The sequence below is a fragment of the Sporosarcina sp. AD_1 genome (assembly GCF_057373025.1).
Map to the genome: position 1 here is coordinate 110,956 of NZ_JBPVIR010000009.1, position 13,011 is coordinate 123,966.

General features: G+C 40.5%; 14 protein-coding genes and 1 riboswitch. Of the genes, 9 read left to right on the plus strand and 5 right to left on the minus strand.

Annotated features, from left to right (window positions below; all coding sequences use genetic code 11):
- Positions 1-79: 79 nt before the first annotated feature.
- A complete protein-coding gene (locus ACSW3C_RS16885) occupies positions 80-1,537 on the minus strand; it encodes an amino acid permease (RefSeq protein ID WP_486563970.1) in 1,458 nt (485 codons plus the stop codon).
- 97 nt (positions 1,538-1,634) lie between these two features.
- A riboswitch (Lysine riboswitch) is annotated at positions 1,635-1,813 on the minus strand.
- A gap of 175 nt (positions 1,814-1,988) precedes the next feature.
- Between ACSW3C_RS16885 and ACSW3C_RS16890 the strand changes: the two genes are divergently transcribed.
- The 4 genes from ACSW3C_RS16890 to ACSW3C_RS16905 all read left to right on the plus strand — a co-directional run bounded on the left by ACSW3C_RS16890 (position 1,989) and on the right by ACSW3C_RS16905 (position 3,693).
- Positions 1,989-2,222, plus strand: a complete 234-nt coding sequence (locus ACSW3C_RS16890; RefSeq protein WP_486563971.1) for a hypothetical protein — start codon at positions 1,989-1,991, stop codon at positions 2,220-2,222.
- A 419-nt stretch (positions 2,223-2,641) separates the two neighbouring features.
- Entirely contained in the window at positions 2,642-3,028 is a 387-nt protein-coding gene (locus tag ACSW3C_RS16895) for a topoisomerase (protein ID WP_486563972.1), read from the plus strand.
- Between the two features lie 24 nt (positions 3,029-3,052).
- On the plus strand, positions 3,053-3,340 hold the full coding sequence (locus tag ACSW3C_RS16900; RefSeq protein ID WP_486563973.1) for a hypothetical protein: 288 nt from the start codon (positions 3,053-3,055) through the stop codon (positions 3,338-3,340).
- A 68-nt stretch (positions 3,341-3,408) separates the two neighbouring features.
- Positions 3,409-3,693, plus strand: coding sequence for a hypothetical protein (locus tag ACSW3C_RS16905; protein WP_486563974.1), 285 nt, complete (start codon positions 3,409-3,411; stop codon positions 3,691-3,693).
- Between the two features lie 60 nt (positions 3,694-3,753).
- Here the strand turns inward: ACSW3C_RS16905 and ACSW3C_RS16910 are convergent, their stop codons facing one another.
- On the minus strand, positions 3,754-5,559 hold the full coding sequence (locus ACSW3C_RS16910) for a S9 family peptidase (protein WP_486563975.1): 1,806 nt from the start codon (positions 5,557-5,559) through the stop codon (positions 3,754-3,756).
- Positions 5,560-5,933: 374 nt separating this feature from the next.
- On the opposite strand from ACSW3C_RS16910, the gene ACSW3C_RS16915 reads away from it, so the two are divergent.
- Positions 5,934-6,599 carry a hypothetical protein gene (locus ACSW3C_RS16915; protein ID WP_486563976.1) on the plus strand — a complete coding sequence of 222 codons (666 nt, stop codon included), beginning with the start codon at positions 5,934-5,936 and terminating at the stop codon, positions 6,597-6,599.
- A 467-nt stretch (positions 6,600-7,066) separates the two neighbouring features.
- Positions 7,067-7,519: an SRPBCC family protein gene (locus ACSW3C_RS16920; RefSeq protein ID WP_486563977.1), complete on the plus strand. Its 453-nt coding sequence runs from the start codon at positions 7,067-7,069 to the stop codon at positions 7,517-7,519.
- A gap of 89 nt (positions 7,520-7,608) precedes the next feature.
- On the opposite strand, the gene gltS is transcribed toward ACSW3C_RS16920, so the two are convergent.
- The gene (gltS, locus tag ACSW3C_RS16925) at positions 7,609-8,799 is read right to left on the minus strand and encodes a sodium/glutamate symporter (RefSeq protein ID WP_486563978.1); all 1,191 of its coding nucleotides are present in this window, start codon (positions 8,797-8,799) and stop codon (positions 7,609-7,611) included.
- Between the two features lie 609 nt (positions 8,800-9,408).
- Here gltS and ACSW3C_RS16930 point away from each other — a divergent pair.
- From ACSW3C_RS16930 to ACSW3C_RS16940, 3 genes are all read left to right on the plus strand, one after another.
- Positions 9,409-10,224, plus strand: a complete 816-nt coding sequence (locus ACSW3C_RS16930; protein ID WP_486563979.1) for a TraX family protein — start codon at positions 9,409-9,411, stop codon at positions 10,222-10,224.
- 131 nt (positions 10,225-10,355) lie between these two features.
- Positions 10,356-10,748, plus strand: a complete 393-nt coding sequence (locus tag ACSW3C_RS16935) for a hypothetical protein (RefSeq protein ID WP_486563980.1) — start codon at positions 10,356-10,358, stop codon at positions 10,746-10,748.
- 218 nt (positions 10,749-10,966) lie between these two features.
- Positions 10,967-11,530, plus strand: coding sequence for a glutathione peroxidase (locus tag ACSW3C_RS16940; RefSeq protein WP_486563981.1), 564 nt, complete (start codon positions 10,967-10,969; stop codon positions 11,528-11,530).
- A 110-nt stretch (positions 11,531-11,640) separates the two neighbouring features.
- On the opposite strand, the gene ACSW3C_RS16945 is transcribed toward ACSW3C_RS16940, so the two are convergent.
- Together ACSW3C_RS16945 and ACSW3C_RS16950 are read right to left on the minus strand one after the other, a co-directional pair.
- Complete coding sequence (locus tag ACSW3C_RS16945; RefSeq protein WP_486563982.1) at positions 11,641-11,907, minus strand: YqhV family protein; 267 nt, start codon at positions 11,905-11,907, stop codon at positions 11,641-11,643.
- Between the two features lie 182 nt (positions 11,908-12,089).
- Positions 12,090-12,725: a 2OG-Fe(II) oxygenase gene (locus ACSW3C_RS16950; RefSeq protein WP_486563983.1), complete on the minus strand. Its 636-nt coding sequence runs from the start codon at positions 12,723-12,725 to the stop codon at positions 12,090-12,092.
- Positions 12,726-13,011 lie beyond the last annotated feature (286 nt).

A 13,011-nucleotide genomic window follows, 5' to 3' on the forward strand; every position in this document is an offset into this window, starting at 1 on the left:
GTTCAATTCGGTATTCTCAGATTGAAAAAAACAGCCGAATGAAGAGGCAAACCCTCTCTCATCCAGCTGTTTTTTCTTATCATTTACTCTCAAAATCACAGTCCTTCAACGGAACCAATTTCGTCTTATGCTTTACTTTATAAATCAGCCAAACAATCAAGAAGAGGGGGAGCCCAATATAAGAAACAAGGGCGCCGTTCCAATCGATTTTATCACCCGTAAACGCTTGGAAGTTTTGGCCGGCGATGATAAAGAGACAAAGGACCAGTGCGAGCAAAGGACCGAGTGGGAACCATTTTGCACGATAGGGAAGATCCGATAAATTCCTGCCTTGTGCAATATAAGCTTTTCTGAACCGGTAGTGACTGATCGCAATGCCAAGCCACGTCACAAATCCAGCCATCCCTGATGCGTTCAGCAGCCAGACGTACACCGTGCCATCTCCGAAGAAAGTGGAGAGGAAGGCTAGGGATCCTACTAATGTAGTCGCAATCAATGCATTCACCGGAACGCCTCGTTTGTCCAATTTCCCTAAGAACTTAGGTGCCTTCCCGCTGCGTGCCAAATCCCAGAGCATACGCGTGGACGCATACATCCCTGAATTCCCCGCAGATAAGACGGCCGTCAAAATGATGGCGTTCATGACGGAAGCGGCAAACGCAAACCCTGCCCGTTCAAAGACGAGTGTGAAGGGACTAACCGAAACCGATTCACTCAATAATCGAGAATCTGTATACGGAATAATCATCGCAATAACGAAAATCGCCAAGATGTAGAATAAAAGGATACGCCAGAATACGGAGTTTACTGCTTTTGGAATCGTTTTTTCCGGATTTTCACTTTCCCCGGCAGCGACGCCAAGCAATTCTGTACCTTGGAATGAAAAGCCGGCTGCCATAAAAATACCGAGTATCGCAAAGAATCCTCCATGGAACGGAGCATCGCCCATTGTAAAGTTGGAGAAGCCGATCGCTTCATCACCCATGATGCCAAAGATCATCAGCAACCCGGTAATGATGAAGATGATGACGGTCACCACTTTAATGAGTGAGAACCAAAATTCTGCTTCGCCAAACCCTTTGACGGACATATAGTTGAAGCCGAACATGATGAGGAGCGCTAGTCCGCTCCATAAGAACGAAGGGCTATGCGGAAACCAGAATTTCATGATCAACACGACAGCTGCGAGCTCTGCGGCAATTGTGATCGCCCAGTTGTACCAATAGTTCCAGCCAATCGCAAACCCGAATGCCGGATCGACGAAGCGTGTTGCATATTCTTTAAAGGAGCCGGCTACCGGCATATACGCGGCCATTTCCGCAAGGCTTGTCATGAGGAAGTACACCATGATACCGACAGCGGCATAGGCGACCAATGCGCCTCCTGGTCCCGCTGTATGAATGGCCCCGCCACTCGCTAGGAAAATACCGGTTCCGATAGATCCCCCAAGTGAAATCATCATCAGATGGCGTGCTTTCAATGTTCTTTTCAATTGAGGTGTCGTCGTAGATGTTGTGTTGCTCTCCAAGTTGTCCACTCCTTTAGTATGGTGGAAGGGGGTACTCTAAGCATAACTACAAATAAAAAACAGCCTTCGAAGAAAATCGACGGCTGCAGATAAGTGCGTTAATCCTTCCGAAGATAGTTCTCCACGTTGTACAACGTGACAATGATGTTCCTATTCGAAAACATCACCAGCATGGATATCCAATGATCTATCCACACTTCGGCAACTTATCCTTTCAAACGGAGTCCACAATCTCATAGAATCTCGTCCGTCCTACTCTTATAAGCAGCAACCTCTATCCCATCGGTAAATGGGAGTATTAAATTAATATATAAATTATAGTTGAATACTATTTGGAATGCAATGGGAAACATTGCATAATCATGTGCGTCGCAAGTAGTGAAGCATGTTAGAATAGTTATATTGCAGGCAGAGATAAGGTCATATGAAGATAAAATAACTTTTACAAAGGAGATTTCTTATGGATATTCGCGAAGTAGATGGGATAGTAAAAATAGGCGACTTTGAATTGTATGGTCATATCGAACAAGGAAAATATTGTCCGGAATGCAAGTTTGAATTAGTTTACTATGATAAATTTGATACATATTTTTGTCCTGTCTGTAATAGTTGGACGGAATCTCTATGTAATGATCCTGATTGCGACTATTGTTTGAATCGTCCGGAAAAACCTTTAAAAGTAACAAATGGTTGAGATTCTAATATTATTTGTAGACACGATTACAAATCAAGAATTATTGGTACGTAAAATATTGAGGTTAGAGTTTGAAATATTTCGTTCGACTGTCATAACAGCGATCACAGCGTTAATTACTTTGTCGACCAATAGAAAAAGTAACCACCCTCCGCTAACGTCCAAGTAAGCAGGGTAGTTACCTTCAAAAAATTACTCATAACTGGCTTGCGGAATGTCCGTTGCACTGACTGGATGTAACCTCATCCAGTCTTTTTTTATACTACATACATTTTACCACATATATACGCAATAGACATTATAGGCGTAATGAAAGAGAAGGCTGTGTTTTATTTTGGAACTTTTTCCAATGGGTACCGTCAATCTAAGTAAGAGGGTTTTTTGAATGCGCACTTAATTTTTCAAGGGGGAATGTAGTAATGATAAAACAAGCTATTATTTCAGGAGTAGTTTGTGGTTCCATTTTATTGGCTGGATGTAATGGAAGCGAAAGCGAAGAACAAGTTCTTGCAGTAGGAAATGACCAAAAAATAGCAGCAAGTGAACAGAGTAAAATATTATCTGAACTACAAGATGAAATAATTACATCTATTTCAGAACAAACCGCAATTGAAGAGGATGTCATCTCCATCATGTTAGGTAGTGGTGCTGGAAGTTTTGATGTATCAGTAGGTTTCCCGAAGAAGCTAAAAGTTGATAAAAAGTTGATTGAGCAAATAATTGAAGACTCTATTAAGAAAGTGGCTGAATCAGAAAACGTAACCATTAGCGAAGAAATAATAAATATAAAAATTGAGAAATACTAACGCCTAAATATACGGAGGCTAGTCATGTTATTTTTGATATTTGGGGTCATCGCGATAGTAGCAACTTTTTTCAATCTGTATTTGTATAAGGCAGGGAAGGATTATAAGCTTGCTATGGCGCTCGGATTATCATTTACAGCATTATCACTTTGTGCAGAATACAGTCTTGTATCTAGGTGGGTGAATGTAGAAGATTGGGCAGCTTTAATGGATGTGGTACCTGGTATGGAAAGGGCATTATGGTTTTTGACAATTGTTTCGATCTTATTAAATTTGACCCCTAGTCTTTTAGAACGAACAGGTAAGAAATAATTACTGATTGCCATATGATCTATATTGCTTTTTGAACTTTGTGGTTAATGGATAGAGGTGAAGAGAGAATGTCTCTGAAGCAAAATGCATGGCTAGTTGGGATAAGTCTACAAACTCTATTCATTATTTTATTCTTCGGAGAACTTTTGGCCGGAATGAACAACATATTAGGTGCTATTGTTTGTTTTGTTATTAGTTTTTCAAGTTTATTCATAGGCATAAAATCGCTAAAACAGCAACATAAACCGGTTTTATCCATAATAGTTATAGCGATTGCAATTCTAATTTTGTTGTTTACTTTTTATGTTTATTTCTCAACTGAAGGTGGGATTCCACCATTGATACTGCAATAAACACAACCTCAATAAAACAGGCAAGCCGCATAACTAGCAGCTTGCCTGTTCATTTCTATTTTACAAATACCTATCCAAAAACTCACGGATTGCCCGAAAACCTGTTATTTGATTTTCACGTTTCGTGAAGCCATGTCCTTCGTCTTCAAAAATGATGTACTCCACAGGGACACCATTCGCTTTCACTTTTTCCACAATATCATCAGACTCGGCTTGCAGCACACGTGGATCGTTTGCGCCTTGTAAGACGATGAGCGGCTTGTTGATTTTTTCGGCATGGAAGAGTGGAGAGATGCTGCGAATATAATCGGCTTGTTCATAAGGATCGCCGATTTTCTTGTAAAGCAGGTCACGCATCGCTTCCCACCATGGCGGAATGCTTTTTAACGTCCGTTCCCAGTTGGACACGCCGAAAATGTTTACACCGACTTCAAATGAATCAGGTTGGAATGCGAGCGCGGCCAGCGTCATATACCCGCCGTAACTGCCTCCGATGATGCCGATTCGGTTTTCATCTATTTTTCCGGTCTCGATTAAAAACTTTTTCCCTTCAATACAATCAGCCAAGTCAACATCGCCATGCTTCAAGTCAGCTGCCTTAAAAAATGTTTTCCCATACCCAGAACTGCCGCGGTTGTTGACAGCGAGTACAGCATATCCATGATTTGCGAGGTACTGGTACATTGGGCTGAAATCGACTGTCGACTGGCCGCCGGGCCCACCGTGCACCCAAATGAGGGCAGGTGCTTTTTCACCTTCTTCCAAGCGCGGTTCATAATAAATAGCTGGAATTTCGAGTCCGTCAAATGAAGGATAATGTACCACCTTCGCATTTACTAAATCTTCTTCCTCAATCTCCGGATTAAGAGTGTCTGTTAAACGAGTCAATTCCTTAGCTTCAAAATCGTAGACATATAAGTTGGCAGGAGCTGTAGACCGGTTAACTAAAAGCGCCATATACCTTTCACTTTTTGAAATGGCTACTCCACTAATTTGGCCTTCAGGAAGACCAGCTATTTCAACGGAGGTTCCTGTTTCTGACTCGATAATACGGACTTCAGATTTTCCGTTGTTATTTACATAATAGTAAAGGTATTTGTGATTAGGAGAGAAGCGAGCGATTTGAATATCCCAATTTTCCTTTGCCACGACTTCTGTCTTGCCTGACGTTAGACATAGTTTCTTCACGTACAAAAACTCATGATCTTCATCCGTTAGATAGTATACGTGCGAAGAATCTAAATCGAATGCGACTGGGTGAAACTGAACATCGCCTTCATGCTCGGATACGTGTTTCACTCCATCTTCTTTCGTGTAAATGAACATGTCGGAATCATTTGAAGTTCGCGGCTTGGACAAAGCAATATATTTTTTATCATGGGAAATGGCGGAAACTACGTAGCCATCTTCATTTTGAAACAGTAATGTCGGCTCCAGTGTGTCACGATTCATTTCATATAAATCCATATAACGTGGATCCCGTTTATTCGATTCATAGAAGAAGGAATTTTCATCCTGGCTCCATCGGAGAAACTCTGCTTTTTCCTCCTCGCCAGGTGTGAGATCGACGCTTGTTCCATCGTCCAACTGCATATAAAGATGTGTTATTTCATTGCCGCCTTTGTCACTGTAATACAGAAACTTGCGGCCATCCTTGAAATAACCCTTCGGAAGGATCATATCGTCTTCTGAAAATGTCAGTTGCTCTACACTGTTTCCTGTACGAGAAATCGCATAGGCATTAAAGACACCTGTACGATCACTGGCAATTAATATGTTCTCGTCATCAGGAGAAATCGAAACCCCCACCAGTTTCTCGCAATCAATAAATTGTTCGATCGAATACTTTCGCTTAACGTTAATCATGTACTTGCCCCCATCCCTCGTAAGATACACTCTATGTATATGTTAAACTATTTTTACTTTTGGGACAAATTTTTCCTGTGTTAAAGGATTAGGATAATTTAAAGTGAATGTTATGTTGACACTAACATATAAATAATATTCTTACTATTTGGTTATTCCTGTTAAGTTAAGAACAAGTTTGTGAAGGATAACATGTAAACTAACCCACCAGTTCATGTGGATGAGTATTATTCCACTATTGTTCAGCAATCATGCTAGAAAGTGGAATAGAGGGGTGAGTACTATGGGAAACGAGACAGCAAGTGATTGATTAAGGAACAGAAGATTGTCTGCTATTGAAATACTATTTCAAACATAAAGGGGTTGGAAGACTAATGGTGAAAAAGTTACTAGGTAGTATTACAATAATTGGATTATTAATTGCTTGTAGTAACGAGGGGAATCAAACAAATAATAATCAAATTAGTGATGGCACGAATGATAATCAAGAAGAAGATATAAAGGAAAGACCGGAAAATGATAAAAATCAAGCGGATTCAGATGTGGGGGAGGACAATGAATCTAACATGGTGCTTCATACAGGACCCACCGAAACAGTAACTAGAAATGTTGAAGGCAGGGACATGGAGGCTACCGTTATTAATTATGAAATACAGCCATATGACCTAGGCTATCAATTGGATGAGACGTTCGGTGTCCCTGAAGTGAATCAAAACCAAATTACTTATTCAAAAGATGATGATAATTACCAGGTTTCATTAGAAGTGATAGAGTACACCACGCTCGATCAGGCTGTCTCGCACCTACAGGAACGGTTTGAAACAGAAGGGTACGAAGAAATTCTTGAATTGGAAGACACACCTGCAGAAGAAAATGCGTTGGAGGGAAAAATGCAGTACTTTTATGATCCGATAAAAGGATTTATTGCTTATGAGATTGATGGACACGTACTGGCCATTACTTTTCGATATCCAGTAGAAGCTGGGGATGGCATGTACCCACTTTTAAAGGACTTACGAAAATCGATTCATGTACAATAATTATTTCATAAACAAAGCAGGATTTTCCATAAGAACGAAAGAGATAGATATCTACAACAATCATTCAAGTTTTACTAATTTTCTCTTCTGGTATATTGGTTTGGCTTGTTGCTTTCTTCAAAAAGCGTAGTCGTTAGAGAATTAGAAAGCATATTGCCTGTTGAAGTAAAATACTATGAGCTTGGAAATACATTTTCCAGCTCATTTTTTTCTGCATTTTTATTCCCTATAAAAACGAATAATTGGTAGATGACTTTCTTTACATACTCTTTCATACTGCCGTTTATGATGACATGCTCCACATTCTTACTAGACAAAAAAGGCTGAGTAACCATATTGGCAATGTTCACTAACAGGTGTACTCATTATAAACCCACTTCAACAAAAAGGTGAATTTTAACAGTCAAAATGCTAAAATGGTTGTTATGCAGTCCCATTATTAATTGAGAAGAAAGTAGTGAAAATGTATGGCAATCGCATCTCATTCTGTAATCATTCCTGCATCTGTAGAGAACGTATGGAATTATGTAAGTCAAATTGAGAACTGGGCAACGATGGTTCCAGCTTATAAGGAGCATGAACTAATTGATGAGCATAGGTCAGTTTGGACATTCGAAGGGAATTTTAAAGGATTTACAAAGACTGTGAAAATGGAGTTAACCATCACGGAATTCCATGAGCCATCCATGATCCGTTTCGAATTAAATGGCATTACGGATAACTTTACAGGAAGTGGAGAGTTCACTGCTGAGGAAACAGCAGGGGGCACTACGATGACAGGGACGGTTGAAGTGAATGCAGGTGGCCTAACCGGCGCTGTGTTATCACCTGTTATTAAAATGGTACTGCCTAAAGTGACAATACGTTTAACTGAAAAAATTGCCCGCAACGTGAACCGAACAGAGATGCCAATTTCGTAAGTACCTTTGACTAGTTATAGGTAAGACCACTTAATGTTCGCGCATTAAGTGGTCTTTTTAGGTTCATTGGAGTTTTATGCTTTTATTCATCATGGCGCCAACAGGTTGATTGTCGTGATAATGATCGGCGCGCTAAAAATAACGTCCATCAGAAAGGCACCAACAATCGGTACGACCAAGAAGGCGGTGCGTGAGGGGCCGAACTTATTGACCGTGGCACCCATATTGGCCATGGCGTTTGGCGTAGCACCCAATCCGTGACCAAGGAAACCGGCGATCATGACAGCCGCATCGTAATCCTTGCCAAGTGCGCGGAACATGAAGAACACGGCGAATCCGACAATGAAGACCACCTGAATCAGGATAATGCCGACGAGCGGAAGCGCAAGATCTGCGATTTCCCATAGCTTAATGCTCATAAGCGCCATGGAAAGGAAGATGGCGAGCGACACATCTCCGATCAGATTGATCTCCTTCATGTTGATGGTGCCTGGCAAGAAACGATCGACGATGTTGCGGATGAGAACCGCGAAGAACATGGCACCGATGTAGGCGGGTAAAACGAATCCGGTGGCTTCGGTGAATAGGTCACCAAGCAATGTTCCGCCTGCCATTGATAAAGTAATCATGGTGACCTGTATCATGAAAGAGTGTTGATCGATCGGCTTTTCATCTTTTTCCACGTATTCTTTTACTACATCTGTATTCGGCTTCAAATTATATTTTCGGATCAAATGCCGCGCAATCGGTCCGCCGGACAGGCTACCGCAAATAAGCCCGAGTGTCGCAGCAGCCATCCCAATCGTCACCGCGGATGTAATGCCGAGATCCTCAATCGTCTGACCATATGCAGCGGCTCCACCGTGCCCGCCGCTCATCGATACAGCGCCACTCATGACCCCGAGTAACGGATCGATATTAAACACTTTCGCAAGGGAGACGCCAATCACGTTCTGCATGAAAACGGTTACGCCGCAAAGCAGTAAATAGATGATCAAAAGCTTTCCCCCAAGCTTGATCAGCTTAAAACTTGCGCCGAGTCCCACGGTCGTAAAAAAGGCAATCATGAATAAGGATTGCAAGGAAGTATCCAAAGAAATTTCCACAATGCCGGATGATTTCAGAAGGAGCGCGAGAATAGCGAATAATAGACCGCCGACAACTGGTGCCGGGATGAGGAACCGGTCGAGGATACCAATGCGATTGACAAGCGCCATGCCGAGCAGGTACAGTGCTGCTGCTAGAAATAATGTTGTAATCTGGTTGAGTTCCATAAGCAATTTCACCTTTCTTTAACGCATATACAATTGTTCGATCTCTTTTTAGTAGACAATTGTAATAGGCAGTACGTGAGTACAATACCCGATTCGTCTAAACACACACCCATCTAATGAATGTATCAAATTCATCATCAGCTTGAAACCATTTGTACCGCGCAACTAATATTAAAATATCTTGGCAATTATCTTTAAATATAAATAAAACCCGCTGACCGCAGAAGGATAGCAGGTGACATGCGGTTACAAAAAAGGTATGTTGGAGTAAATTGATTCATTGTAACGTTCAGCTGGTTGATTGAGAAAAATAATGAAAGACACTAGGGGATTTTTGTGAATGAGTTTGGTAGCAGAAGGTTTTTGATGCAGTTCCTCGAATGAATGGGAAGAGTTAAAAAGTCTAACAAATAAAGCATGGCCTTGTAAAGCCTCATTTCTTGATGAAATTCAAGCCAATCCAAATTTCATGATTTGGAAGCTATATTAAAAAGTTGAATGAAAGTATTATGAATAGAAACATGTTAATGAGGTATTTGAAGTCGTGATAAAGAAGAATATCGGATAAAAAGATTAGTAATAGTATGATTTTAAAATCAGAAAGAGTTTGATAATTTGAGTACAAATAAATTGAAAGTCATAGCCTTAATGGCTATGTTGATTGATCATATTGGTTATTTCATATCTGGAACTCCCGAATGGTTTCGCTGGATTGGGCGAATTGCCATGCCTATTTTTATTTTTACACTCGTGATCGGTTTCCAATATACCTCTAACCGAAAACACTATTTGATACGTCTATATGCATTTAACTTAGGAATGTGCTTTGTTAACTTTGTCATTAATTATTTTTTTAGGGATTTTAGTATAGAAGATTTGAAAACGAATTTCTTTGCCCCGTTATTTCTTATTGCTTTCATTTTAACTTTAATCGAAAAGAGACAGTCGAAGTTGATCTTGTATTTTTGTGTCTGGCAAGTAGTAACCTTTATTTTTTTTGTGTTTTTAGCGGATGGAATCGGATATCCTAAATTTAATTCACCTGAAGCCAATGGTCGTATTTGGGGCTCTATAGTGGGGAATATAATATTAGTAGAAGGCGGTCCCCTACCCATCATTATGGGAATATTACTTTACAAAGTCTTGACCAGAAAGGTAACTATTGCGTTAGTATTTACTCTCTTTTCCATATGTTATTTCCTAGTTTCTTATAAATGGTCCCATCTTTACACTATTTGGACCAAACTATTTTTCCCATTTCCCGAATGTCAGTGGATGATGATAGCTGCATTACCACTAATTTTATTGCATAATAACAAAAAAGGTAGAGGGATGAAATATTTCTTTTATATTTTCTATCCGATACATATTATCATCTTGTATTTGATAGGATTTTATCTAATGGAACCTTCATCATTGAGGATACAATAATAGTTTTTGGAGCCTACCCGGCGCTGTGTTAGCATCTGTCGTTAGAATGCTATTGCCGAAAGTGACTACACGTTTGACTGGGAAAATTGCCGTAACGAGAACCGCTAAGAGATGGCAGCTTTTCTTATGATATGGAGGGGTTAATCATAAAGCTGAATAAGTACACATTTCTTATTTTAGTCGTTTATTGCATACCATTCACATTTCTGTCCATGTATAATGACCTGACAAATCAGTCCATTGTTGTTTACATTGTGTCCTTTATCTTTGTGTCATTTATGGCTTTCTTGGCTAAAAGGAAGTCTTCCCTCATCGTATTGCTTGTGGCAAATAGTTTGTCTCTCTTTCATTCTTATGTCTGGGTGACACAAGCCACGGAGTTTGAAGAAAGAGGATACTATTTCAGTCCGTTTATGCCGGAAACGCTAGTCATCGTTGTAGCGGTGCTGTTTGTACTACTGCAACTGGCCGTCTATGTATTCACTAAGCCAACGGGTTATAAACAAAAGTTAAAAGAAGATTGAGGAAACAAAAAAAAGGGATTCCGCTCCCGTCGTAAGAGCCAGATACCTAGTGGGAGGTACCTGGCTTTTAGCGTGTTTGTGTTTAGGAAATTCCCTCATTAGATACTTTACGCAGTCTGGATAACTATCGATCACTTACGAGTGATTGAAGCAGAGTAGTGGAATTTTCCTTTTCCTGATTATAAAGTAGTGGTATTAATACTTTAGGAGGAATTGGATTGAGTATTTTTAACTATTTGGTGAAAAAGCCTAATGGCGAAATTCTGTCGATGGAAACATATCGTGGCAAGGCGATTTTGATTGTCAACACGGCGAGCCGCTGCCGATTCACGTATCAATTCGAAGAGCTTCAGAAGTTATATGATCAATACAAGGAACAGGGGCTGGTCGTGCTGGGCTTCCCGTGTGATCAGTTCGGCCAGCAGAATCCGGAGAATGGGGAAGAGTCCGTACAATTTTGCCAGCGGAACTACGGGGTCAGCTTTCCAGTCTTTGACCTGGTGCAAGTGAATGGGACAGAGGCAGAGCCGTTATTTACTTATTTGAAACACGAAGTGCCGTTCCGTGAGCTGGATGACTCCATTGCAACGGAAAAGATGCTGAAGGCACGGTTGCAGCAGGAGTATCCCGACTATCTGATCGGCCGGAACATCCGTTGGAATTTCACGAAGTTCCTTGTCGATGCAAACGGAGCTGTCGTGAAACGATTTGAGCCGACAGAATCGGTGCTGGATGTCGAGATGGAAATTGAACGTATCTTGCCTGTTTCGTCCTTAGCTTAACGAACAGCTGTTTTTGAAGAAAAGCCAATCATGTTAGTCTGTGATTGGCTTTTTACATTTTGTGAAGTTACGGCACGAAACGCAGTTACCGCAGGATGACATGTACCTAATCAGTTTGATTTTAAACAGATAAGAATAAGCGTAATCCCTGCAAAAAGACAAACCATTCGAGTGACAGAAATTTTTTCGGAGAGACCGATTAATGCGAATGCCGTGGTGATGATTAATACACATGGCCCTACTAGAGCTAGTAGCGTATTGATGTAAAATGCTTTTTCCAAATCATTGAACTTGTACATTAACAAGGCTGCCGTAATATCCACACTGCCGGAAAATATCCTCAATAAGATAATCAGTAACAAAGCTCTTTCAATCAATCAAGTTCCTCGTTCCCTTCTTTGTCTAGTTCCGATTGTATGTTTCCTACTATATGTAAGTTGTTTCAGCTTCATTAGGAAAACTTCAGCAGATTAATTAGGTCTGGCATCCGACGAGTGTTTGCTTTCCAATCGCCAATAGAAAAAACCGCCCTATGTATTTCACATAAGGCGGTCCCTTCTTATCTGACTCTTTGCTTTCTCATCCACTGCGTCGCGACCCACTTTTCACCTGTAATCACAGGTGCTCCGCCATGCAGCGTTAACTCGTTTAACGCGTGATCGTTATAGAAGTACTCAAAGTAAACGGCCATACCCTTTTTCGGTGTTACGGAAAAGTTCACTTGAGGGAAGAAGGTTTCTCCGCCTTCTTCGACATCATTTAAGTACATGACGAGCGTGCTGATACGATTGTTCGTTACTTTGCTGTTGGCAGAAAAGTAGTCATAATGTGCTTTATATTGTTGCCCCGGCGTATACCGAAGGATTTGAAGGCATTCTCCATGTTCAATGGGGATGTTCATGATCGTTGCAATTCTATTTTCGACTCTCGTGACAATTTCATTTTCGCTTTCTTCCATAAACATTCCGCTGCTTGTTCTTAGTTCATTTTCTACGTGTGTCGTCCCGATCTTCGAGCGTTTCATTTTGTCCATCGACATTTGGATCAGTTCATCGCATTCTTCGTCGCTCAATACATTTCCTAGTACTACAATTAGAGGCTCTTCCAATCGCGCAACAATGTCAATTTCTCGATCTGTCGTTATCTTACTTCCCGTGTGGTTAAAAATCGTTTGCTCTTTGATCTCCGCTATCAACTTCAAACACCTCTTCAGTCGTTAAATTTCAAAATAAAATACAATCTAGGCTAATGGGTTTATGTGCAATAACGGACTACTTGTTGGGGTTCCACATCCTTTTGGAATTAAATTCAATATATTTTAGCACGCTGATTTTATCTAGTAAATGTTAAATGAAGGGTTTTTTGAACGTTTTCTAAAAACATCTGGAGCTGCATGGGGACAATATTCTTTATAACAATTAGAAATGCGAAAGTATTAACTTATGGAAAATATTTCTTTAAATAATATTTATACATATACT

Coding starts and splice junctions, on each gene's coding strand:
- ACSW3C_RS16890 (WP_486563971.1), top strand. CDS start 1,989: ATGGATATTCGCGAAGTAGATGGGATAGTAAAAATAGGCGACTTTGAA.
- ACSW3C_RS16895 (WP_486563972.1), top strand. CDS start 2,642: ATGATAAAACAAGCTATTATTTCAGGAGTAGTTTGTGGTTCCATTTTA.
- ACSW3C_RS16900 (WP_486563973.1), top strand. CDS start 3,053: ATGTTATTTTTGATATTTGGGGTCATCGCGATAGTAGCAACTTTTTTC.
- ACSW3C_RS16905 (WP_486563974.1), top strand. CDS start 3,409: ATGTCTCTGAAGCAAAATGCATGGCTAGTTGGGATAAGTCTACAAACT.
- ACSW3C_RS16910 (WP_486563975.1), bottom strand. CDS start 5,559: ATGATTAACGTTAAGCGAAAGTATTCGATCGAACAATTTATTGATTGC.
- ACSW3C_RS16915 (WP_486563976.1), top strand. CDS start 5,934: ATGGTGAAAAAGTTACTAGGTAGTATTACAATAATTGGATTATTAATT.
- ACSW3C_RS16920 (WP_486563977.1), top strand. CDS start 7,067: ATGGCAATCGCATCTCATTCTGTAATCATTCCTGCATCTGTAGAGAAC.
- ACSW3C_RS16935 (WP_486563980.1), top strand. CDS start 10,356: ATGGAGGGGTTAATCATAAAGCTGAATAAGTACACATTTCTTATTTTA.